The 22,607-nt window shown below is 45.7% G+C and carries 21 protein-coding genes; 14 read left to right on the plus strand and 7 right to left on the minus strand.

The features are described 5' to 3' along the window. Window positions 1–818: 818 nt before the first annotated feature. The 3 genes from QUB61_RS17080 to QUB61_RS17090 form a co-directional block, all read right to left on the minus strand. Window positions 819–1,658 (minus strand): hypothetical protein, encoded by an 840-nt coding sequence (locus QUB61_RS17080; protein ID WP_333130539.1) that lies wholly within the window; start codon window positions 1,656–1,658, stop codon window positions 819–821. Between the two features lie 87 nt (window positions 1,659–1,745). Continuing rightward, window positions 1,746–2,030 (minus strand): methyltransferase domain-containing protein, encoded by a 285-nt coding sequence (locus QUB61_RS17085; protein ID WP_333130537.1) that lies wholly within the window; start codon window positions 2,028–2,030, stop codon window positions 1,746–1,748. Beyond that, entirely contained in the window at window positions 2,021–3,271 is a 1,251-nt protein-coding gene (locus QUB61_RS17090; RefSeq protein WP_333130535.1) for a transposase, read from the minus strand. The genes QUB61_RS17085 and QUB61_RS17090 overlap by 10 nt, the downstream gene beginning before the upstream one ends. Before the next feature lie 153 nt (window positions 3,272–3,424). Between QUB61_RS17090 and QUB61_RS17095 the strand changes: the two genes are divergently transcribed. The 6 genes from QUB61_RS17095 (at window position 3,425) to QUB61_RS17120 (ending at window position 8,436) form a co-directional block, all read left to right on the plus strand. Then, on the plus strand, window positions 3,425–3,574 hold the full coding sequence (locus tag QUB61_RS17095; protein WP_333130533.1) for a hypothetical protein: 150 nt from the start codon (window positions 3,425–3,427) through the stop codon (window positions 3,572–3,574). Between the two features lie 197 nt (window positions 3,575–3,771). After that, window positions 3,772–5,343 (plus strand): NAD(P)H-quinone oxidoreductase subunit N, encoded by a 1,572-nt coding sequence (locus QUB61_RS17100; protein ID WP_333130545.1) that lies wholly within the window; start codon window positions 3,772–3,774, stop codon window positions 5,341–5,343. Between the two features lie 158 nt (window positions 5,344–5,501). Next, window positions 5,502–6,107 (plus strand): Uma2 family endonuclease, encoded by a 606-nt coding sequence (locus QUB61_RS17105; protein ID WP_333130531.1) that lies wholly within the window; start codon window positions 5,502–5,504, stop codon window positions 6,105–6,107. A 140-nt stretch (window positions 6,108–6,247) separates the two neighbouring features. Continuing rightward, complete coding sequence (locus QUB61_RS17110) at window positions 6,248–7,858, plus strand: cyclic peptide export ABC transporter (RefSeq protein ID WP_333130530.1); 1,611 nt, start codon at window positions 6,248–6,250, stop codon at window positions 7,856–7,858. A gap of 164 nt (window positions 7,859–8,022) precedes the next feature. Further along, on the plus strand, window positions 8,023–8,160 hold the full coding sequence (locus QUB61_RS17115; RefSeq protein ID WP_333130528.1) for a hypothetical protein: 138 nt from the start codon (window positions 8,023–8,025) through the stop codon (window positions 8,158–8,160). Window positions 8,161–8,187: 27 nt separating this feature from the next. After that, complete coding sequence (locus tag QUB61_RS17120; protein WP_333130543.1) at window positions 8,188–8,436, plus strand: GNAT family N-acetyltransferase; 249 nt, start codon at window positions 8,188–8,190, stop codon at window positions 8,434–8,436. 2 nt (window positions 8,437–8,438) lie between these two features. On the opposite strand, the gene QUB61_RS17125 is transcribed toward QUB61_RS17120, so the two are convergent. Then, window positions 8,439–8,798 (minus strand): Spx/MgsR family RNA polymerase-binding regulatory protein, encoded by a 360-nt coding sequence (locus QUB61_RS17125; RefSeq protein ID WP_333130526.1) that lies wholly within the window; start codon window positions 8,796–8,798, stop codon window positions 8,439–8,441. Window positions 8,799–8,901: 103 nt separating this feature from the next. After that, window positions 8,902–9,345 (minus strand): DUF4332 domain-containing protein, encoded by a 444-nt coding sequence (locus tag QUB61_RS17130; protein WP_333130524.1) that lies wholly within the window; start codon window positions 9,343–9,345, stop codon window positions 8,902–8,904. Window positions 9,346–9,744: 399 nt separating this feature from the next. On the opposite strand from QUB61_RS17130, the gene QUB61_RS17135 reads away from it, so the two are divergent. From QUB61_RS17135 to QUB61_RS17165, 7 genes are all read left to right on the plus strand, one after another. Next, on the plus strand, window positions 9,745–11,133 hold the full coding sequence (locus QUB61_RS17135; RefSeq protein ID WP_333130522.1) for an aminopeptidase P family protein: 1,389 nt from the start codon (window positions 9,745–9,747) through the stop codon (window positions 11,131–11,133). Between the two features lie 188 nt (window positions 11,134–11,321). Further along, window positions 11,322–12,878: an adenylate/guanylate cyclase domain-containing protein gene (locus tag QUB61_RS17140; RefSeq protein ID WP_445300254.1), complete on the plus strand. Its 1,557-nt coding sequence runs from the start codon at window positions 11,322–11,324 to the stop codon at window positions 12,876–12,878. Window positions 12,879–13,093: 215 nt separating this feature from the next. Continuing rightward, window positions 13,094–14,077, plus strand: coding sequence for a GntR family transcriptional regulator (locus QUB61_RS17145; RefSeq protein ID WP_333130518.1), 984 nt, complete (start codon window positions 13,094–13,096; stop codon window positions 14,075–14,077). Window positions 14,078–14,342: 265 nt separating this feature from the next. After that, window positions 14,343–15,017 (plus strand): nitroreductase family protein, encoded by a 675-nt coding sequence (locus QUB61_RS17150; protein WP_333130516.1) that lies wholly within the window; start codon window positions 14,343–14,345, stop codon window positions 15,015–15,017. Window positions 15,018–15,305: 288 nt separating this feature from the next. Continuing rightward, the gene (locus QUB61_RS17155) at window positions 15,306–17,195 is read left to right on the plus strand and encodes a hypothetical protein (protein WP_333130514.1); all 1,890 of its coding nucleotides are present in this window, start codon (window positions 15,306–15,308) and stop codon (window positions 17,193–17,195) included. Window positions 17,196–18,214: 1,019 nt separating this feature from the next. After that, complete coding sequence (locus QUB61_RS17160; protein ID WP_333130512.1) at window positions 18,215–18,457, plus strand: hypothetical protein; 243 nt, start codon at window positions 18,215–18,217, stop codon at window positions 18,455–18,457. A gap of 355 nt (window positions 18,458–18,812) precedes the next feature. After that, window positions 18,813–19,322, plus strand: coding sequence for a hypothetical protein (locus tag QUB61_RS17165; protein WP_333190062.1), 510 nt, complete (start codon window positions 18,813–18,815; stop codon window positions 19,320–19,322). An 88-nt stretch (window positions 19,323–19,410) separates the two neighbouring features. On the opposite strand, the gene QUB61_RS17170 is transcribed toward QUB61_RS17165, so the two are convergent. Both QUB61_RS17170 and QUB61_RS17175 read right to left on the minus strand, forming a co-directional pair. After that, the gene (locus QUB61_RS17170; RefSeq protein ID WP_333130508.1) at window positions 19,411–20,058 is read right to left on the minus strand and encodes a Uma2 family endonuclease; all 648 of its coding nucleotides are present in this window, start codon (window positions 20,056–20,058) and stop codon (window positions 19,411–19,413) included. A 432-nt stretch (window positions 20,059–20,490) separates the two neighbouring features. Next, the gene (locus tag QUB61_RS17175) at window positions 20,491–21,270 is read right to left on the minus strand and encodes an ABC transporter permease (protein WP_333130506.1); all 780 of its coding nucleotides are present in this window, start codon (window positions 21,268–21,270) and stop codon (window positions 20,491–20,493) included. A gap of 127 nt (window positions 21,271–21,397) precedes the next feature. Here QUB61_RS17175 and QUB61_RS17180 point away from each other — a divergent pair, with 127 nt between their 5' ends. Continuing rightward, a complete protein-coding gene (locus QUB61_RS17180; RefSeq protein ID WP_333130504.1) occupies window positions 21,398–22,555 on the plus strand; it encodes a DegT/DnrJ/EryC1/StrS family aminotransferase in 1,158 nt (385 codons plus the stop codon). Window positions 22,556–22,607: the final 52 nt, after the last annotated feature.

A 22,607-nucleotide genomic window follows, 5' to 3' on the forward strand; every position in this document is an offset into this window, starting at 1 on the left:
AGCGCCTAATTTTTAGATTTTATAGCCAATTTTTATAAAATTTATTAACTTTTTTACATACTAGGTTCGGTAGAGCCAAATAAAGATACAGATGTAATTGAGTAGTTTAGACATACTATCTAAAGCATTCCTAGTGTAGAAAAGGCGACTCATATTTTCTTGAGTCCGATCGACCTAAGTGCATCCTCCGCCATCACCTTAACCTCCGAATAGCCAGCCCTGTCAAGAGGATAAATAAAAATTTCGGGGGAACTGCGACGAAAGATAGCTGGTATTGATTAAAAAACCTGATTTTCGCAGCTTCCTCGACCTAACGGGCTTGTCCGGAGACCGCCGGCCTGGAGGCGTTGGAATTCGGGAAGAGACAAGGTAGGCTGTTTCAGAGCATAAAGAGTCAAGAGTTGAGGCTGGAAATAATATTTGAGAGATTTGTGCAAAAAAGTCCCATCCGCATCAGGGTGCGAGGTCTGACAGATCGTGTATTTAGCAGTGAGTGACGATCGCATTTAATGTACCGCTAAACGAAGCAATGGCAAAATTCGAGCCTAGTAGCACTGACAAGCGAATTTCTTGATGGTACAAGTCCCCGGATTTATCCGTGGAATCAATCCAAAATCGAAAATCGAAAATCCTCAAGCCCCCGCATTTATCCCTGGGGTCAATCTAAAATCTAAAATCTAAAATCTAAAATCGATTGACGGCGCGAAACTATGGGCTAGCTACCTTGCCAACTAAACAATCTGGAACCATATTTGTGCAGCAGCGGCGTTGCTGACGATCGCACTCTGCGGCGCAATATTGAACTAATTTCACCTTTTCTAACTTCGATCCTTCGATCTGCGTTGCCGGTGCCGCAAACCTTCAATATCAAAAGTCTCTTCAATTTCCCATTGAAACTTTCCTTCTCCCATGACGGCCGCAATCTTGGAACTCGCGATGGGGCGAGAACCTCTGGCAAGTCTGGACTCTTGGAATCCATCTCCTTTAATCGTATACTGGATGTCATAGTCACGGCATAACTGTTTCAATCTCTCAATCTTATCCAGTGGCAAAGCTCCTATCCATGCCTTATCATTCCAACTCAGTCCGGCTTTATTCAACTGCTCCTTAACAGGATAAGTTTTTCCATAAATAACAATATTAACTCGTTGCTCAATGCTTCTCGACCCTGTTAAATTAACGCTGCTTTCAATTGTTTGCCGTTGTTGAACAGTCTGTTGGGACGGATTTATTAACGGGTGTTCCCCACCGAAATTAGCAGGAATTTTGCCCCAAGCTGAAGTATCCCACTTCAAGACAGCATTGGTGTAATTTGTATTTTTTAGCCAACTTAATGCCCTTTCAATTAAGTTAAATATTTCTTCGTTATTTTCACTGGGTTCCAAGTTTGTCCGCACATTCTTGCTTCTAACCCACAGAATAGCTGTTTCCGAAGCGGAATAAATAGGTATGTTCCTACCTTGATTGTTGAGATGAGCTAGGGCATGAACAATTGCTAAAAATTCTGCGAGTTCCTTCGTGCCATTTGACATGGGACGCTTGTGAAAAATTACTTCCCCGGTTGCTGTATGCACGCCTCTGTATTCAACATCACCCGGATTACCAATACATGAAGCCTCGACGCAAATACTATCTACGATCGGTTTACTTACAGGCATAATTTTTCCTCTTGCCTTAGCTTGATATTTCCCACAAACAAAATTGGTGAATTAGATTTATAGCAAACTATAAAAAACATTGTGACCTCATGCCAAAAATTCTGCGTCTGCTTCCTCAAACTCGATATTTGTCAATCCTAAATCGGTAACTTTTTGCTGAGCTTGCCGCAACATTCCCGCAGCAAAGTCAGTTCCCAACACACTGCCAGCAGAACCAACAGCCTCCGCGGCCGCAATCGCCGCTAAACCTGTTCCGGTGGCGATATCTAGAACAAGCTGGCCCGAGCGCACTTTTGCCAATTCTACTAACCGAGTTGCAGCTTGTTTTTGACACTCTCCGGGAGTCAACGCCACGGAGATTCTTAAGACCACAATTTGAGTCTTAAAGGCGATGCCAAAGCACCTCTACCGATTCCGCTTAGATCGAGTCCAAGCATTATCGCTACTTTTCTACCAATGTTCGCCGCAGCGTTGCAATCTGCATTAATTAGCCAACCTTGAGCTGTCCGGTACAAACCGCGCTTAACTCGTTTGCCACTAGGAAGCCACCCTTCGGGTTTTTCGCCGATTTTAGGTAGCAAGTCATTATCGACAAACGAAGCTTTAGACGAATATGATTCTTCAGTTTCAACAAACCTTAAACCGTATTGCCCACACAGTTGAGATATTCTATCCTTCAGTCTGCCCGTAGGGATTTGCACAAATTTTTGATTAGTTTTGCTTCCCATATTGGCAGACTCTTTTTGTCCCTTATTCCAACCGAAAATAACCGTCCCTATTCGATTTTTCAAGCAGTGGTCAATTACCTTTCTTGCTGACTTGTTGACGGCATCTCGCATTTGGCGATTCCGTCTCTCGGTCAAGCCAGCCAGCCTTTTAGACCAGTAGCCGTTAACTTTTCCTGACCTTAGAAAAGCAACCCGTTTGTTGTATCCTTGATTGATGGACTTGAGATGTTTGCCGTCAACAATAAAACTTGTGCCAACATTGCTCACACAGGTTAGCCAGTTATCCACGCCGTGGTCAATTGTCAAGCATTTGGTAGGGTCTACATTTGCTTGGACATCTTCTGTTTTGTAAATTAATTCCAAGTAAAAGCAGCCGTTACGGGGAAGAATCCGATACTCTCGGATCGCTTTAAAATCTAGATTGGATGGCATTGGCAGGAAAAACGCATCTAACCCGAACCACGATTTAACCTTGCTTCCCAAGGGAAATCGCAGCATTCCATTTTTAAGTTTTACTGACCTTCCCGTAAATGTTACAAGTGCCATTCCACCTTTACGATATCCTGGCAATTTAGGGTGCTGTGTAACTGTCTCATTTTTAATTCCTTTGAGTAAGCCCATAAAAGACTTAAAAGACTCTGCTACCCCCGTCAAAATTTGCTGAGCTGTATCTGAATAGAACGCTTGATAGTGCAAGTTTCTATTCTCAGTCCCCAAAACTTTGTGCAACTTGGCGCGGTTCGCAATCTTGCCAGTTTTAAAGTATATCTGGCGAGAATAGTAAATACCGCAATTAGTAAGCTTTGCCGATTCGGAACACAGATACTCAAGAACTGCTTGAATATCTGAATCAGCTCGAATTAGATTTTGTTGACAACCAAACATCACTGAATCCTCCTAGGATTTATAATACAGTACAACAAAAAGCCGGATAACTCATTAAGAAATATTTAGAGTTCAGATTAAGAAAGACGAAGAAAAAGCCGTCCTAGAAGGACCGGGCTTCAGCCCTCCGCTACGCTACGCCCAAAATTTTTGGTGAAATTCATTCTCGTAGTCGGGGCGGTTGTTGAAGTCATTGAGAATCTGCCGTTTGTAGGCACGCAAGCGAGTCAGTCATGCCAAATTACTGGTTTAACTTTCTACATTGTGGCAGTTATGGTCGATCGCGACTCTCGTCCCCGGTGACATCAGTCAGCAATCTCTACAATGCCCGCAAATGTATGCAAAACCGCTACCGAGTATCAACTCCCCGGCAACAAACACCCGCCCAACTGGGCTCGCGAAGCTGTAATCCGCTACAATCTGTGTTTGGTAAAGAATTTTTACAAGTTCACAGCCCTTTACAGCCTTTTCGGCTTGTACTACCCAACCTGCGTGAAAATATGGATTTTGCTACTCTTGCCGCCCAGCTAAATGCTGGAACTATCTTGCCAGAGGGAATTGTCATCATCACCCTCTTGGTGGTTCTCGTCGGCGATTTAATCGTAGGCCGCAGTTCCTCGGGTTGGACTCCCTACGTTGCCGTTGCAGGTTTGCTGGCCGCCGTCGCTGCTTTGTTTTTGCAGTGGGATAACACGGATACCATCTCGTTTCTGGGCGGTTTTAACAGCGATGCCTTGAGTTTAGTGTTTCGCGGAATTATCGCTTTGACTACGGCTGTCACTATTTTGATATCCGTCCGCTATGTACTGCAAACCGGTACTGCTTTAGCGGAATTTATCGGCATTTTGCTGACCGCTACTTTGGGGGGAATGTTCCTCAGCGGCGCTGATGAGTTAGTGATGATTTTTATTTCGTTGGAAACTCTGAGTATCTCGTCTTATTTGCTGACGGGTTACACAAAACGCGACCCGCGTTCCAATGAAGCTGCTTTGAAATATTTGTTAATTGGGTCGTCTTCTTCGGCAGTGTTTCTCTACGGGCTTTCGCTGCTGTACGGGTTGTCTGGCGGCGAAACTAAGCTGAGTGCGATCGCGGCTAACCTTTCTACTGTGAATGAAGGTCAATCTCTCGGTTTGGTGATTGCTTTGGTTTTTGCGATCGCCGGCATCGCCTTCAAAATCTCTGCGGTTCCCTTCCACCAATGGACTCCTGACGTTTACGAAGGTTCTCCTACACCCGTTGTTGCCTTCCTTTCAGTCGGTTCCAAAGCAGCCGGTTTTGCCCTAGCAATCCGCTTGTTAACAAGTGCTTTCCCCGCACTTACCGAACAGTGGCACTTCGTATTCACGGCCTTAGCCATTCTCAGCATGGTGTTGGGAAATGTGGTTGCCCTCGCCCAGACTAGCATGAAGCGCCTTTTGGCTTATTCGTCGATCGCCCAAGCCGGTTTTGTAATGATTGGTTTGGTTGCAGGCACAGAAGCCGGTTACTCCAGCATGATATTTTATCTGTTGGTTTACGTGTTTATGAACTTGGGCGCTTTCGCCTGCATCATTCTGTTCTCCCTGCGGACTGGAACCGACCAAATTAGCGAATACTCGGGTTTGTATCAAAAAGACCCGCTGCTAACTTTAACGTTGAGTATTTGCCTGCTTTCTCTCGGCGGAATTCCGCCCCTGGCTGGATTTTTCGGCAAAATTTATCTGTTCTGGGCAGGCTGGCAAGCTGGACTTTACGGCTTAGTTATCCTCGGATTAATTACCACCGTGGTTTCGATTTACTACTACATCCGCGTTGTCAAGATGATGGTAGTGAAGGAACCTCAAGAGATGTCAAACGCGGTGAAAAATTATCCCGAAGTTCGTTGGAACCTTCAGGGAATGCGGCCTTTGCAGGTCAGCGTTGTACTCACGTTAGTTGCGACCAGTTTGGCGGGAATTTTGTCTAATCCTTTGTTTAATTTAGCCAACGATTCTGTCACCAAAACTCCCATGTTGCAGTCAGCATTGAGTCATGTTGTACCGATTTCGGCGGCGAAAGTTGAATCTAATTTGTTGTCTCGCCGGGATTAATTTTTCCTGGTTTTGAAATATTGAAACGCGCCTAGCTTTACTTTGTGAAGTTGGGCGTTTCTTTTTTGGTGTGATATACTGTTAAGTAGGATTTTTAACCGCAGATGTAGGCAGATTAACGCAGATTAACGCAGATTAAGGTTAGTACAGAGGCAACAATGTTAGTACAAAGTAAGAAAAAAATTTATTCTCCAGATGAGTACCGGGAGTTAGAGGAAACTGCTGAGTTTAGAAATGAATACCGCGATGGAGAAATTGTACAAATGAGTGGTGGTAGTATTGATCGCAGCCAGATCATCGGTAATATTTATGCGTTCTTAAAATCTGCTTTGCGGGGAAAGAATGCCAGACCATTTATGAGCGATTTGCGGTTGTGGATTCCTCGGTATCGACGCGGGACTTATCCAGATGTGATGGTAGTTGAAGGAGAATTAGTTTGCACAGAGGGACGGAAAGATGAAATACTCAATCCTGTGCTGATTGTGGAAGTGCTTTCTAAGTCTACCAAGGATTTCGATCGGGAGGATAAGTTTCGGTTTTATAGATCGATCCCTGAATTCCGTGAATATGTGTTAGTCAATCAATCTGAGTTTTTAGTCGCACAATATATTAAAACAGAATCAAATGAATGGTTGTTTCGGGAATATGAGGGAGAATTAGCAATAGTTTCCTTCGCTTCAGTGGAAGTGCAAATGTCGATGCTCGATATTTATGAGCTGGTCGTATTTGAAACCCAGGAAACGGAAGTACAAGAAGAAAATTAATGCTATTGGGGGATGCGAATATCAAGAGTCCCGACTGCTGAATCAAATTTATTCAGTTGTAATCGAGATTGTTACCAAGAAGTCGGGGATTGGGTTGGTTTGCACCACAGTTTCAAAAGTTAAATTAAGAGTAAAATTAGATGAATGTAATTTGGTTACTGTTAAAAGCTTCTTGGTTAAATGTTTCCATCGCCATACTCACAGGCTTAATCAGCGGCGGTTGCAGCGCTATGCTAATTTCCTTAATTAATCGGGCAATCAGCGACAATTCCAATGGTAATTTAGTCTGGTATTTTGCGGGATTAGCAATCTTGGCTCTTTTGAGTGGCTTTGTATCCCAATTTTTGTTAATCTACCTTTCTCAAGAAGCTGTTTACAATCTGCGGCTGAGTTTGAGCCGTGGCATTTTGTCTACTCCTTTGCGGAATTTGGAAGAGTTGGGCGCTAATCGCTTGCTGGCAACTCTCACAGATGATGTGGGAACGCTTTCTAATACTATATTTTTGATTCCTTTTCTCTGTGTTGATATCGCCGTTGTTGTCGGCTGCTTAACTTATTTAAGCACGATTTCGGGTACAGTTTTTGTTGTTGTATTTTGTTTTCTGGTGCTGACGATTGGCACGGTGCAGTTGTCGATCAATAAAATGCGAAAATTCTTCGATTTAGCCAGAGAAGAACAAGATATATTGTTTAAGCATTTCCGCAGTATTACTGATGGAATTAAGGAACTAAAACTGCATTCCTTGCGCCGCCAAGAGTTTTTTACGGAAGAATTGCAGGTGAGTGCTGATGCTTCCCGCAATTATAACGTGACTGCTTTGAATACTGGTGCAGTTGCGATCGGAGTTGGGCAGTTGCTGTTTTTTATGCTGATGGGTTTGTTGTTATTTGTTGTACCCAAATTTGTGCCGGTTTCTACTCCGATTTTGTCAGCTTACATTCTGACAAGTACCTATTTGATGTCTCCGTTTCAGAATATTTTGGAAAGGTTGCCGGCGCTTTTTCGTGCTAATACTTCTGTGGAAAAGATAGAGAGGATGGGTTTGGCTTTGGCAAGTCAAGCTGAGATAAATTCAACGGTTAAACTGCCTGACACGGCTCAGTGGGAGACGCTGGAGTTAAATCGAGTAATTCACAGCTATCCGGGAGAAAAAGAAGACAGCAATTTTAGTTTGGGCGAGCTAAATTTGAAGTTTCATCCGGGTCAATTGGTGTTTATAATTGGCGGGAATGGCAGCGGGAAGTCTACTTTAGCTAAGTTAATCACTGGTTTGTACATTCCTGAATCGGGAAAAATTCTCCTAGATGGTCAGCCAATTACTGAGGAAAATCGAGAGTGGTACAGGCAGCATTTTTCTGCGATTTATTCGGATTTCTATCTGTTTGAAAGGCTTTTGGGGATGACTAATCACGATTTGGACAAGCAGGCTGCTGAATATTTGCGAGAGTTTCATTTGGAAAATAAAGTTCAGGTGAAAGATGGAGTTTTGTCAACTACGGCTTTGTCTCAGGGACAGCGAAAGCGGCTGGCTTTGCTGACGGCGTATTTGGAAGATAGACCGATTTATTTGTTTGATGAATGGGCTTCGGATCAAGACCCGTTTTTCCGGGATATTTTTTACAAGCAGTTGCTACCGGAGTTGAAGCGGCGGGGGAAAACGGTGTTTGTGATTAGTCACGATGACCGCTATTTTGATTTAGCCGATCGCGCAATTAAACTAGATTACGGTAAAGTTGAGTATGACCGATAAAATGGATAAGTACCGAATTGTCGAAATTTTGACAAGCGAATTTCTTGATGGTACCCGCCACGTGATTTATCCGTGGAATCCAAAATCGAAAATCGAAAATCCTCAAGCCCCCGCATTTATCCGTGGGGTCAATCTAAAATCTAAAATCTAAAATCTAAAATCGATTGACCGAAAGCCAGGTTTCCGACTTGATGGATTTATACAAAAACGAGTTTTGGAGCGACAAGCGGACGCGGCAGGATGTTGTGAAAATGCTGGCTTCTACTGATGTTATCATTGGTTTGGTCGATGAGTGCGATTAAGAGCGGGATAGCTACGCTTCACGACTAATTGGCATTACCCGCGTCCTCACCGATTTTGTCTACAGAGCGATGATTTTTGATGTCATTATCAAGCCGACACACAGAAAGATGGGACTGGGTGCAAAGTTGATGGATGCAGTTTTAAATCATCCCAAATTGCAAACTGTCGAGCATTTTTATCTTAATTGTTTGCCGAACATGATACCGTTTTACGAGCGTTGGGGTTTCTCGGATGACGTGGGCGAAATTAAGTTTTTGCGCCGAACAACAGGCTGAACTCAGCCCTTTGAAAGCCCCAATTTTTCTCGAATTGCGTCTTCTTTGAAACCTACTAAAACAGCCGTTCCATCTTTAACAAAAAGAGGACGTTTCAGCAGCATCGCATCCTTTGCAAAAGCCTCTACCCACTCTTCGCTAGTCCAATTATTCTTGGACTCGCCCAAAGCGCGGTAAGATTGGCCGGAAGTATTTCGCATGGGTTGAAAACCCAAAGCAGCTACCCAGCTTTGGATTGTTTCGCGAGTCGGCGGCTGTTCTTTTGTGTTAATGAACTCGTAAGTAACAGCGCTATCTTTAAGCCACTGGAAAGCTTTTTTGCAGGTTCCGCAGTTCGGGATTCCGTAAACTTGAATTGACATAATGATTGTTGACTGTTGACTGTTGAATGTTGACTTTTGACTGTTGACTGTTGACTGTTTGCTAATAATAACTAACAACTGACAACTGACTGCTAACTAATGACTAATCACTCCTGACTAATCTAGCTTGTTGAACCCATTTTTGCACGCGATCGACCCCAGGAGTCAAGTCATTGCGCTGCATTGTCGCTACGTGCAGTTTTAAGATTTGTTGGTGCAATCTCTCTACGGGCATTTCAGCTAATTGATCCGCAGAAGCAACCCCGGCGTGAAGTAACAGCCCGCAATATTGACAGCCTACACTCGGAATTCGAGCCAATTTTGCCATCGCTACCCATTTATTAACATCTTGAATGTTAACCTGTAATTGATGCGCTAGTAACGCTTTCGCAGCAGGGGTTTTGGTCATGCGAATTAGTTGTTCGGTTGTGGTGATGCTGCACTCTTCCAGTTGAGCTTGGTTTTCCTTGCTCAATCCCGGTAAGTGTGCTATGGGCCAGTCGCGTACTTGCACCGAAGTTTGAGGAGCTTTGTGAGAAGTTTTCATGTTTTTTTCGGTAAATTTACTTATACTTTAAAGTCTAAAATATCAAATAGTCAAGAGAGGCGATCGCTCAGGTCACGCATTTAACAAAAACCCGACCAACAAATTTTGCCGGTCGCGGGTGCAGCCGCCGGCCCGGCTAATTGCCGTCGCAGTCGCACTTTCAGCCTTTTTGTCCTAGCAGTCTGGCCGTGTTATTGCTGCACAAAATCATGCCGGCGATGAGGACAAAGATGATCAAAAAGGCAACCCAAGAGTTGATAGCAAAGAATAAAATAAAGATGAGACTTTTTCCCAAAAATGACTGCCAAGTTTGCCGTCAGGACTTTAGTGCTTGAATGCCGAGAATGAAAGGACTCGCTGCTTACTGCCAACCAAACTCAAGATAATCGGTTTTTACCCATGAAAATTACACAAAGTGATAAGTTTTTAGCACATATTCTACACCAACGGCGACAAAAACTGGCCACTTTAATTAATTTTCCGACAATTCTCTGGTCTGGCTGCAGCATTCCTCGCAACTATCCGGCTCTGACTTTTCCTTTTCGCGCCAGCAGTCACTTTCTATATTTTGCTGGTTTGCCCTTAGAAAATGCTGCCATTCGCTTAGAAGCGGGCAAATTAGAACTGTTCTTAGATGATGCACCTGCTAGCAGCACTCTTTGGCACGGAGAAATGCCGAAAAGAGCAGAAATTGCGGAACTAATTGGGGCTGATGCTGCTTTCCCAATGGCGCAATTGAAATCGCGATCCACCAATGCAGCAACTATCGCCGTTCAGGATTCTTTCACTCAGTTGCAACAGTCTCAAATTCTCGATCGCCCTCTGGCACCGCCCAAGTCGCCAACCGGACTTGACCTAGAATTAACCAAGGCAATCGTATCTCTGCGCCTGAGCCACGATGCAGGCAGTTTGGCCGAATTGCGTCAAGCTGCGGCTGTCACCATAGAAGCTCACAAAGCGGGAATGGCGACAACTGGAAAAGCTCAAATTGAAGCAGGGGTGCGCGCTGCAATGGAAAGTGTCATCATTTCGGAAAATATGACCTATGCCTATCCCAGTATTGTGACTGTGCACGGGGAAGTCCTGCACAGCGAACATTATCACAATCCCCTACAAACAGGAGATTTGCTGTTAGCAGATGTCGGTGCAGAAACATCAACGGGATGGGCGGCTGATGTGACTCGCACTTGGCCGGTTTCTGGCAAGTTTTCTCCGACTCAAAGAGCGATTTATGATGTGGTTTTGGCAGCGCACGATGCTTGTATTGATTGCATTAGTTCGGGGGTGGAATATCTAGACATTCACCTGTTAGCTGCTCGAGTTATGGCGGCAGGGTTGGTCGATTTAGGTATCTTGCGGGGCAATGTTGACGAGTTGGTTGAAATGGACGCTCACGCGCTGTTTTTTGTGCACGGAATCGGACATTTAATCGGTTTGGATGTTCACGATATGGAAGATTTAGGAGATTTGGCTGGCTATCAAGCAGGGAGAACGAGAAGCAGCCGGTTTGGGTTGGGTTTTTTGCGGCTGAATCGAGTTTTGCGTCCGGGAATGCTGGTATCGATCGAACCGGGATTTTATCAAGTTCCGGCTATTTTGAATAATTCTGAAAATCGCGCCAAATATAAAAATATTGTTAACTGGGACGAGTTGGAAAAATTCGCCGATGTCCGGGGAATACGCATAGAAGATGATATACTTGTTATGGAAGAGGGTAGAGAAGTATTGACAGGGAAATTGCCAACAAAAGCTCTGGAGATTGAAGAGTTAGTTGCGCTAAGTGCATAAGTATCTATGGAATTACAGAGAGCGCCCCCATCTCAATCAAGTGTGAGAAAAAATAAAAAAATATGAATAAAGGTTGGCAAATAAGCCTTTTGATGCTAGTTGAAAAACTTGCCGCGCAAGTCCAAAAATTCGCAGCACGGATACTGGCGCGCACTTTTCGCAAGCGTGTATCCTCGCCGCCGCCGCCGATGCAAGCTGCACCTTTTCCTAGCAATGAAGAAGAGAGGCTAAAAGCACTTTACCGCTACAATGTTCTCGATACAGAGGCCGAAGAAGCTTTTGATGACCTAACAGCTTTAGCTTCTTATATTTGCGGAACTCCTATTGCTTTAGTAAGCTTAGTAGATTCTAACCGACAGTGGTTTAAATCAAAAGTCGGTGTGGAAGCGCCGGAAACTCCGAGAGAGTTAGCTTTTTGCGCCCACGCTATTTTAAATCCCAACGAATTGCTAGTTGTACCCAATGCTCTAGAAGACGATCGCTTTGCGGGCAATCCGCTAGTAACTTCCGAGCCAAATATTCGGTTTTATGCTGGAGCGCCGCTAGTCACTCCTGACGGTTTCCCGATCGGCACTTTGTGCGCGATAGATACAGTTCCTCGCAATCTCACCCCAGAACAGCTAGAAGCGCTGCAGACTTTAGGAAGGCAAATTATCAACCAAATGGAGTTGCGAATAAATCTGACTAAATTAAAGCGCGCACTGATCAAGAACAAACAAGTAGAAGCAAAGCTCCGTTCAACTGACGAGCAAATTGTCAATTTTTTAGAAGGAATGAGCGATGCTTTTTTTGCTTTAGACACCCAGTGGCGATTTAGTTACGTCAATTACAAAGCAGCGCAATTTTTGCAGCGCTCGCCGGAGGAACTTTTTGGTAAAAATTTTTGGGAAGAGTTTCCCGGCTTAGTAAATTCCGTATTTTACGATCAGTATCATAAAGCTGTAGCGAAACAAGTTGGAGTGATTTTTGAAAAATATTATCGTCCCTTAAAAGTGTGGTGGGAAGTCCGGGTTTTTCCGAGCCGCGACGGCATTTCGGTGTTTTTTCACGACATCACCACGCGTAAGAAAATGGAATCGGCACTCAGGAAAGAACGGAACAAAACTGAAAATTTACTGCTAAATCTTTTGCCAGAACCGATAGCCGAAAGGTTGAAGGAGGAACCGGGGGTAATTGCAGACAAGTTTGAAAAAGCAACAATTCTTTTTGCTGACTTGGTGAATTTTACCCAAATTTCTACCACCATGTCTGCAACTAAATTAGTATACTTGCTGAATGAAATTTTCTCAAGTTTTGACGAACTGACTGAGAAGCACGGCTTAGAAAAAATCAAGACGATCGGGGACGCTTACATGGTAGCAGGCGGTATTCCCATTGAACGCCCAGACCACGCAGAAGCGAGCGCCGAAATGGCGCTGGATATGCTAGTAGCAATTGATGAATTAAATGTAAAGCTAGAGGCGAGTTTTGACCTCCGCATCGGGATTAATAGCGGCCCGGTGGTAGCAGGGGTAATCGGCACTAAAAAATTCATTTACGATTTGTGGGGAAATGCCGTGAATACAGCCAGCCGCATGGAATCTCACGGCGTACCAGGTCGCATTCAAGTTAGCTCCTATACTTATGAGTTGCTGCGGGATAAATATGAATTTGAAGAGCGCGGCTCGATCGATATTAAAGGTCAAGGGGAAATGCGGACTTATTTCCTGACGGGCCCAAAAACAGCAAGCGCTCTCAAAATCTGAGAGTAAATAAAACTTAGACTTGAATGTACCTGATTGTTGGGGGAAATTCCGGAGGCTGCGATCGATCGCCTCGAAGAGGCGATCGCCCTGTCGCATAACGGCTGCAGCAGAGCAGCCAAATAAGATTATGCTATAGACAGAGATATCCGAGCAATCCGATGCGCGGTACTCGACGTTATAAAAATACTAAGTTGAAGTCCTAGGAGCCTTTAATAATGGTTCAATTTCATATTCAAACAGATAGCGAAATTCCAGCATCCACCCAACTATTCAATCAAATCAGGTTTGCGATCGCCTCGCGACAATTTCCGCCCGGGCACCGCTTGCCCAGCACCAGACAGCTAGCCATGCAGACGGGTTTGCACCGCAACACCATCAGCAAAGTATACCGACAGCTCGAAAATACCGGACTGGTAGAAGCCCAAGCAGGATCGGGCATTTACGTCCGCGCTCAAGGCCACGAAGGTGGCAGCAAACTCAAATCCCCGATCCTCGAAGAATATCCCCTTGCCAACAAAATAGTCCAAGAAAGTATGGATCAATTGCTGGGACAGGGCTGTACGCTCAACCAAGCGAGGGAATTATTTTTGGCCGAAATTGACTGGCGGCTCAGGTGCAGCGCCCGAGTGGTCGTCACAGCCCCCACAGAAGACATCGGCGTGGGCGAGCTGATGGCGAAAGAACTCGAACAAGCTCTCCGCATTCCCATACAGTTAGTGCCGATGGAAGAGCTAGGTACTTTTTTGGACCAAATCTCTTCGGGAACTGTGATCACCAGCCGATATTTTATCGGAGAAGCAGAATCGATTTCGGCTCCGCGTTCGGTGCGAGTTATTCCCGTAGACATCTACGACTACGGCCAGGAAATCCAGCTAGTTGGGGGTTTGCCGAAAGACAGTTATTTGGGTCTTGTCAGCCTGAGTTCGGGTATGCTGCGATCGACCCAAGTCATCATCCACAGCATCCGGGGAGAGGATTTGCTGGTGATGACGGCCTTGCTGTCAGACGAGTACAAGATTAACTCGATCGTGCGATCGGCCAGAACAATTTTCTGCGACCAACCGAGTTTTGCTACAGTAAAAGCTGCCATTAATGCCGCCAGAGAAGATATTATTCGTCCCCCGCAACTGGTATGCTGCGAAAATTACATCGGCTCTAAGTCGATTAATTTGCTCAAGCGCGAGTTGGGCTTGGGATGATACCATTTTCGATTTTCGATTTTCGATTTTCGATTAAAAAATTGGGAATGACTGACTGCATAATGGTTGGGATATTCTTTAGAGTTACATTCTTTGGGGAACTGGTACAATTCCCAATTCCTGGCTCGGCGTAAGCTGCCCGCGGCGCACCCTAAATAATTAGGTTATGCGTCCTGGACTGAACTTGTAACTTTCAACTTCCACTACCCGATACCGGATACCCAATTGCCAATTACCAATTACCAATTACCCATTAGGATTATCCATGACAATTGAAATCCAACCTTCAATTAATGCTAAAACCGCGATCGAAAGCCGCCGGGCCGCGCGCAGCTTCAAACCCGATCCGATTCCCCCAGCAATATTGGCAGAGATTTTGCGGTTGGGAGTGCGATCGCCCTCGGGTTTCAACTTGCAGCCTTGGCGGTTTATTGTACTTCAAGACCCAGCCAGCAAGGAAAAATTAAAAGCTTGCGCCTTCGATCAGCGCCAAGTGGTAGAAGCCCCAACAGTATTAATCTGCTGTGGCGATCGGCGCGCCACCGGACACGAAAACACCGAAGCCGTCATCGAATTGGGCAAAGCCGCAGGCGCAATGAATGACAATTTAGCCGGTTATATGCGACAAGCAATCCCGCAATTGTTCGATAACCGTCCCTGCTTCGAGTCCCTAGAAACTTGGACAAACAGACATACAATGCTCGCAGTAGCTCACTTAATGATTGCAGCTAAAAGCTTTGGAGTAGACAGTTGTCCGATGGAAGGTTTTGTCAGCGCTCACGTGAAAGAAGCCTTTCAAATTCCCGAAGAAGTAGATGTTTGCTGTTTGCTGCCGCTTGGTTATGCAGCAGCACCTTTAAAACAATATGGCGGGCGTTTTGACGTGACTCAAGTTTGTTACAGCGAAAGTTATGGAGAGGCGTTGCAAGTTGAGATTTGAGAGTTGAGATTTTGTAGCAACTTGAATTTTAAGAGTTAAGATTTGGAATTAATCGGTGCCAAAGTTCAAACAAATCAAAAAGCCAGACTGTTCCGCAATCTCAAATCATGTCCGGTCGAGCGACGGCGATTTTTGTAGGGGCGGGTTCACCAACAATACCTGCCAACAATCTCCCATCTCAAAAACCCGCCCTGACCGAGATATTATGGTTAATCGATCGGACATGATATCAAATCTAAAATTCAAAATCTAAAATCGAAAGTGGTGAGTTGAGAGAGAGGAAAAAATATGACAGTAGCAACGCGACAAAGCAACGCACAAATTCTCGAAGTAAAGTTGCAGCAGCACTTGCAAGCAGCCGGATTTAAAAATTTACCGCTTTATATTAGTTGCGATTTTCGAGATGAATCTTTAACGGTTGTGGGAGAACACCCGCGCAGTTTAGTTCTCAAAGCAAAACCGACTTTTGCGGTGCTAGAAGCGGCAATTCTCGAAATTGAACCCGAAGCTATTCAACAGATTGGACTTTGCCTAAAAATTACCGGGCAAAAACAGCCTTATGCTTTCCATTCTTTTACCATGCACCACCCGGTTTTGTCAAGACCCAAAACAGTGCATTTGTTCAAAAAAACCGAGAATATCCCGGCAGCAGAAACGGGGATAGTCTTAACAGAAAATGCGGCCGAGACGCCGGATGTAGAGGAAAAGATAGGGTTAGGAACGGATATTAAAGACGCGGGGGGTGAAGAATATTTTCCCGATTTGTCTGAGAGTTCCAGCAATTCCGATCCGATCGCCTTTAAGGTAGCTGCAATACCGACAGATATTGCAGACAATCCCTTCAATCCGCTGGATATGGAAGCGGTAACAGTTGCCCAAAAACCCAAGCATTCACCGTTGGCGATGCTGGCTGCTGCTGGAATCGTCAGCATCGCGGCGCTAGTTTTGGCAGGCGGTTATTATCTGCTGAGCCGCCCCTGCGTCATCGGAGAATGTACTGCATTAGCTAATGCCAAACAGTTGAGCGAGAATTCGACGAAGACGCTGAAAACGTCAAAAGTTGCCGACAGCCCCGAAGAAGCGCAGCGACAGTTAAAACAGGCGATCGCCCTTTTAGAACCGATTCCCTCATGGTCAAGTCATCGCGGTGAAGCTCAAAGCGCCCTGGAAAAGTACCGTTCGCAAAATCAACATTTAAACTCTGCGATCGATGCAGCGCGCCTCGCACAGTCAGCAGCCCAGAAAACCCAAAATCCGCCTTATTCTGCCGAGGACGGGCAGGAAGCGCAAGCTCTGTGGCAAAGTGCGATCGCCGAACTCGGAGAAATCCCCACAGACAGCCCTGTTTATCCGTTTGCTCAGAGAAAAACGAAGGAATACCGGAAGAATGTAGCAACAGGAAATCGGCAGTTAAGCACAGAGAAACAAGCCGAAAAAACGCTGCTCGCCGCCAAAAATACAGCCCAAATAGCAGAAGCTCGCGAAGCAGTAGCTCAGACAGCCGAGACTTGGGTTCAAGTGCAAGCAGGTTGGGAAGAATCCCTCGCAATCCTATCAGAAATTGCCACGGGCACGACATCTTACCAACAAGCTAAACTGTTAGTTCCCAAATACGAAACCAAACTTTCAGAAGCGATAGAGCGCAAAAATGTCGAAGGAATTTCGGAAAATGCCTATACTCAAGCTGTGACTTTAGCAGCGGAAGCTCGAATTTTTGAGGGCAAAAACGCCTGGTTTAAAGCATCAGAATACTGGCGCCGAGCTTTGAGTTACGCGGAGCAAGTGCCGGCGGCAACTTCATATTCCCAGAAAGCCCAACCGCTGCTCGCTTCCTACAAAACTTCCTTGCAGGAAGCAGAAGTAAGGTTGCAGGAAGAAAGAAAAGTGCAAAAAGCCCGCACGGATTTAGATAGAACTTGTAAAGGCAACCCCAAGATTTGCGACTATACTGTTAGCAAAGATTTGATTGCCGTGCAGATGACTCCTAATTACGTGCAGAAACTGCAACAAACTTTCATCCAAGCGGAAAACAACAACTCTACTAAGACTCGCCAAGCTGTAGAAAAGCACGTTCAAACTTTGCAAAAAGCCTTGGAGGCGATCGCAGAAAACGCCAAAATCCCGCTGCAGGTGTACGATGCCGAAGGCAAGCGGATTGGGAGTCACGAACCGAAGTAAGCTGTTACGGCATTTAATTTTAGTTTTTGGGGCGGGCTAGGAGCAACGCCCCACTCATTGTTTCAAGAAACATGATTGTTGCAATTAAATGCGCGCTAACAACTTATATCATGTCCGATCGATTAACCATAATATCCCGGTCGGGGCGGGTTTTTGAGATGGTCAATTATTCGCAGGTATTGTTGGTGAACCCGCCCCTACAAAAATCGTGGGATGGGCGTCTCGCCCGTCGCTTATAGACGGGCGAGACGCCCATCCCACAGGCTTCTGCAAATTATTTAATTCACGCTCCTTTCTTTATTCGAGATTTAGATAATCAAGCTGACAGTTACTGCGTTGCGGAATATGGGTATGATTGCTCAAGATTTAGAGTCAGTCTCCGGGGTTCGAGCGAGCCTTTCATAGCTGCATTCAGCAACGCCGAAGACCTATAAGTTATTCAGTTTTAAGAATAAAGGAGACTTGTTGACGAAGACCAAGTAGCAAATGGCGAGGGCTGAACCTAGTACACCTAACGTTCTACGGATTTGTAGAACGCGGTTAATTTCACCTATGAGTTCATTCATTGCTTTTCCCTGCTTCGCCCCCGTCTGCTGGAGGCACGCTTTTCGACCTTTTCCGTGGCTTGGTTGCCACGTAGACAATCGGTGTAGCCATCTGCGCCATTCTACCAGCTTCCGCAACGAAGTCCCTCTCCTCTGATGAGAGACTTTTGGATATCAGAAGCAAAAATTTTTGGTTCACGATACTCCTGATATTATACTAACGCAACGAAGGACTTGTGTCAAATCGGTTTTCAGGGATTTACTGGGGGATAACCGAACACCTTTTAACGAAGAGAAGGTATTGAGCAAGCCTGTTCAGAACACGATCGAGCCTGTTCAGAACAGAGCGATCGACAACCTAAATTAGCAATTATTATTGGTACACCCGACAGAATGCGGGAAGCCTGGGTTTTGAATGGGTTTATTCCATCTGATCGAGAGGAAAAACAAATCCTTAAAGAGATAACGACACAATTGACGTTTAATCCTTGCGAGGAGTCACACAGACTACGCAACTCATTGACAGAACCCGATCGCCTTAGAAATCCTAAAGTAGTTGTCGAAAAGCTAACAGGTGGCAGAATGGAGCGCGAACAACAGTGCTGGGAAGAGACGCCTCTGGAATATTTGCGAGAAAAAGGTGTTGATACAGGCTTAACAGCCTATATTAAGGAAATCGAGGAACGATTAATTCCAATCATTGGATATGCTGAGTAATATCATGTCCGGTCGATTACCCTGATTCCTGTAGGGGCGGGTTCACCAATAATATTTGCCAAAAACCGACAATCTCAAAAACCCGCCCCGGCTATGTATTATGCGCGATCGATCGGACATGATATAAAAGAGTAATTTAACACAGGACACCGCAATGCCCTGTGGTAAGAGTGCGGGTGCACAACCAACGCCGCGAATTTCTCTGGGTTCATCGAGATTTTGTGAAAGAGTATTAATTCTAGGGATAAATTTCAGAGAGAGAGTCCGGCTTGTTCGAGTTGTTGGAGCACAATCTAAAATCTAAAATCTAAAATCTAAAATCTAAAATCTAAAATCCATTGACGGCGGCCCCCCATTGCGGCTACGCTGTGAAATTAAGGTTGCTTTGCCTGAAGATGAAGCAGCCCGCGTCGCCCGAAAATCTAGTTGCACTGCCCAAAGCTGCTGGAACAGCAATGGACAGCTAACCGCCAAACTGTTCACGCCAGTCTGGAGGCTGATTGAGAATCTTAGCATTCTCTGCAGCCGCCCTGCTTGTCGTTACTGTGCGGGGCGGCTGGGTTTTTGGGTTTTCCTCGAAAACCAAAAACCAGGAGACCATATTATGTCACAGGAATTCGTGCCTGAGGATAACTCGTTCGTTAGCCCAGCCCTCCCAGACGATCGTCCAAACTCCGACTCAGCATTATCCGAACAAGAAGTCGTGCGGATATCGGTTGTCGGTTCCCGCAAAGCCGTGTTAGAAACCATCCACACTCTATACAAGCTGGGATTTGCCGCTGTCGGGGATTGGAGTAAGTTGCAGCCAGGCCCACAGCCGGGACAAGTTGTCAGTGTCCTGATCAGGCGATCGGGCAAAGCCTAGAAATAAGCCTAGCCTCACAGGCGATCTCAGTGGGCGGATAAAATACACGCTACGGCGATGAAATACAGGACACGGCAATGCCGTGTCCCTACCCGATATCAGTATTTCCAGCAATTTCACCCGCAGTCAATCCAGATTGAAAAACTTGTTGCGCTGTCAATTTCAACTCGGGAAAAGCTGCGGATTCGATGTTGTCATCTCCCCGAAATTGACTAACTTCATACTCACCATCAACCAACCGATAAATCGAAATAGTCGGTTGCTTGGGATTGCCAATAAATCTGCGACCCCCCAAACCGAGATAATCCACAATCCAATATTCGGGAATGCCGATTAGTTCGTATTCCCCTACTTTTCTGAGGTAGTCATCTTGCCAGTTAGTGCTAACTACTTCAACAACGATCGGAATTGATGCGCCTTGAGTCACAGTGGAGAACTTTTCCCAAAGAGGTTCTGATGCTAAATTGGTTTCATTTAAGATCAGAACATCGGGGGAATAAGCTGATTCGTTTTCTGGCGACTTAACTAATGCTTGTTTCGGGATGAAGTACGGAAGGTTTAATCGATCGAATTGCGCGCTCAATTTTTTGGCTAAAAAACCTATAACTTTCTCATGCTTTCCTAATGGCTGTGACATTTCAACAATCTCTCCGTTGTGCAGTTCATAACGTCCGTTTTCTGGTTTCCCTTCCGCAAATTCTTCAAAAGTTAGCGGTTTAACTGCTATTTGAATCATGGCTATTCTCCTTAGTGATGACTGGGGCGGGCTAGAAGCCCACCCCACAAGATAACTCACTCTTTGTGGAACAGGCATCTTGCGCGGGCTAGAAGCCCACCCCACAAGAAAATTTAAGTCTTGTGGAACAGGCATCTTGCCTGTTGGGCCCACCTCACAAGAAAGCTTATGTCTTGTGGAACAGGCATCTTGCCTGTTGGGCAAGAAAGCTTATGTCTTGTGGAACAGGCATCTTGCCTGTTCTTAAAAATACTGCGGGTTTAATAGATAAGCTGTCTGGCATCTAAATTATTTTTTTCGGGCGGGCAAGATGCCCACCCCACAAGAAAATTTAAGTCTTGTGGAACAGGCATCTTGCCTGTTCTTAAAAATAGTGTTAGATGCAAGTTCCTACCTACATTATATTACCAATTATCAATGCCCAATGCCCAATCACCATTTGATCAATTGTGCATCTTGATTGAAAAACTTCCGCGACAATCCCTCAGTCAACAGCAGAGTTGCGATTACAGTTGCCAGCGCTAACACAAACATAATCAAAATCTGGTAAGATGCTGCATCGAGAGGACTGACACCGCTCAGCATTTGACCTGTCATCATCCCGGGTAAAGTTACGATTCCTACCACCGTCATTGTATTTAAGAGCGGGATTAATCCAGCTTTGATCGCATCTTTGCGGTACTGCTTTACTGCTTGCTGCGGCGTCGAACCTAAACTTAAATGGGTTTCTATTTCTAACTGGCTGCTATTAACTGTACTCACAAGTCTTTCGCCCGCGATCGCCCCGGAGTTCATGGCATTGCCCAAAATCATACCCGCTAAAGGAATCAGGTATTGCGGTTCGTACCAAGGGTCAGGTTGCAAAATTAGCAAGTTTGTATAGGCGAGAGTCAAGGCCGTACTGATAAAAATTGAACCCCAAACCAAGGGCAGTAAGTTCTTGATTTTTTTGCTGGTGCGGTTGCTGGCAACCATGCTAGCTGTTGTCAGCATGATTGCTAAAACTGCTAAAACCAGCCAAGGATTTTTCCCCTCGGGGTCAAATACGACTGCGAGCACGTACCCGACTAAGATTAGCTGGATCAGGGTGCGCCCCGCCGCGATCGCGATCGCCCCCTCCAATCCCAATCCCTGCCACGCCGAAAGCCCGATCGCGATCGCCACCATCCCCAAAGCCCAACCCAAATCTATAAAATCTAGCGGAATTAACACCGGCCCACCCTTTCGATAACGTGATTGTTTGCCTGTCCAAATATAAGATATTTGAATAAACGTTTCTGGGAAACAGTTTTGCTGCAAGAATTTGCTTTGATAATGCTTGAAATTTGTGGTGTGAAGAGTGAATAATGTTCCCCCCCTCGACTTAACCCGCCAATACGCGCAGATTGGCGACGAGATAACCGCTGCGGTGCAAAAAGTGCTTGCCTCTGGCAGCTACGTAGGCGGCCCAGTCGTCAAGAGTTTTGAACGAGATTTCGCCGACTACATCGGCGTTTCCGAGTGCGTTGGCTGCAACTCCGGCACCGATGCCTTGATTTTGGCTTTGCGTGCTCTCAAAATTGGCCCCGGCGATGAAGTCATTACCACTCCTTTTACCTTTTTTGCTTCGGCTGAGGTAATTAGCGCCGTCGGCGCGACTCCAGTATTTGTCGATATTGACAGCGGGACTTTTAATCTGGATGTCGAGCTCCTCGAAGCGGCAATTACCGAAAAAACCAAAGCAATTATGCCAGTGCACATCTTCGGCCAACCGGTAGACATGACTCGGTTGATGGAAATTGCGACTCGACACAATTTAGCCGTAATTGAAGATTGCGCCCAGTCTGTCGGCGCCCAGTGGCAGTCTCGAAAAGTCGGCAGCATCGGCCATGTCGGCTGCTTCAGTTTTTATCCGACCAAAAACTTAGGCGCTTGCGGTGACGGTGGCGCGGTGACGACAAACGATCCAGCCCTCGCAGCAGAAATGCGAATGCTCAAAGAACACGGACAGTCTTCTAGGTATTTCTACGAAGAAATCGGATACAACAGCCGTTTAGATGCCCTGCAAGCGGTGATTCTCAGCATTAAATTGCGATATCTCGACAGTTGGAACGCCCAGCGACGTTCTCACGCCACACTTTACAGCGAATTTCTCTCCCGCGTGCCCGGAGTTGCCGTCCCCAAAGAATTGCCCTTGGCAAAAGGAGTTTGGAATCAATACACGATCCGGCTGACAAGTCCAGAAGACGCGCAAAATCCCTCTGGCGATTTTCGAGATTGGATGCGATCTCAGTTGCAGGAATGCGGCATCGGTTCGATGGTTTACTATCCGTTACCTTTGCACCTGCAACCTGTTTACAAATCGTTGGGCTATGTTGTCGGTCAGTTGCCACAGGCCGAGCAAGTTTGTCGCGAAGTCTTGTCTTTGCCGATGTTTCCGGAACTGTCGAGGGATCAACAAGAGCGGACGATTTATGGGATCAAAGATTGCTTGGCTCATAGCGATCGCATCCGGTAGCTTTGGCGCGAGGGCAAAAGCTACGGCAAACGCAGGAGGATAAAAGAATTGC

Origin of the sequence: Microcoleus sp. C2D2 (genome assembly GCF_036702495.1) — a bacterium.
Classification (GTDB): domain Bacteria; phylum Cyanobacteriota; class Cyanobacteriia; order Cyanobacteriales; family Microcoleaceae; genus Microcoleus.

What these genes read in the sequence shown, in the direction of transcription:
- QUB61_RS17080 (WP_333130539.1), bottom strand. Translation starts at nt 1,658, where the DNA reads ATGCCTGTAAGTAAACCGATCGTAGATAGTATTTGCGTCGAGGCTTCA.
- QUB61_RS17090 (WP_333130535.1), bottom strand. Translation starts at nt 3,271, where the DNA reads ATGTTTGGTTGTCAACAAAATCTAATTCGAGCTGATTCAGATATTCAA.
- QUB61_RS17100 (WP_333130545.1), top strand. Translation starts at nt 3,772, where the DNA reads ATGGATTTTGCTACTCTTGCCGCCCAGCTAAATGCTGGAACTATCTTG.
- QUB61_RS17105 (WP_333130531.1), top strand. Translation starts at nt 5,502, where the DNA reads ATGTTAGTACAAAGTAAGAAAAAAATTTATTCTCCAGATGAGTACCGG.
- QUB61_RS17110 (WP_333130530.1), top strand. Translation starts at nt 6,248, where the DNA reads ATGAATGTAATTTGGTTACTGTTAAAAGCTTCTTGGTTAAATGTTTCC.
- QUB61_RS17125 (WP_333130526.1), bottom strand. Translation starts at nt 8,798, where the DNA reads ATGTCAATTCAAGTTTACGGAATCCCGAACTGCGGAACCTGCAAAAAA.
- QUB61_RS17130 (WP_333130524.1), bottom strand. Translation starts at nt 9,345, where the DNA reads ATGAAAACTTCTCACAAAGCTCCTCAAACTTCGGTGCAAGTACGCGAC.
- QUB61_RS17135 (WP_333130522.1), top strand. Translation starts at nt 9,745, where the DNA reads ATGAAAATTACACAAAGTGATAAGTTTTTAGCACATATTCTACACCAA.
- QUB61_RS17140 (WP_445300254.1), top strand. Translation starts at nt 11,322, where the DNA reads ATGCAAGCTGCACCTTTTCCTAGCAATGAAGAAGAGAGGCTAAAAGCA.
- QUB61_RS17145 (WP_333130518.1), top strand. Translation starts at nt 13,094, where the DNA reads ATGGTTCAATTTCATATTCAAACAGATAGCGAAATTCCAGCATCCACC.
- QUB61_RS17150 (WP_333130516.1), top strand. Translation starts at nt 14,343, where the DNA reads ATGACAATTGAAATCCAACCTTCAATTAATGCTAAAACCGCGATCGAA.
- QUB61_RS17155 (WP_333130514.1), top strand. Translation starts at nt 15,306, where the DNA reads ATGACAGTAGCAACGCGACAAAGCAACGCACAAATTCTCGAAGTAAAG.
- QUB61_RS17170 (WP_333130508.1), bottom strand. Translation starts at nt 20,058, where the DNA reads ATGATTCAAATAGCAGTTAAACCGCTAACTTTTGAAGAATTTGCGGAA.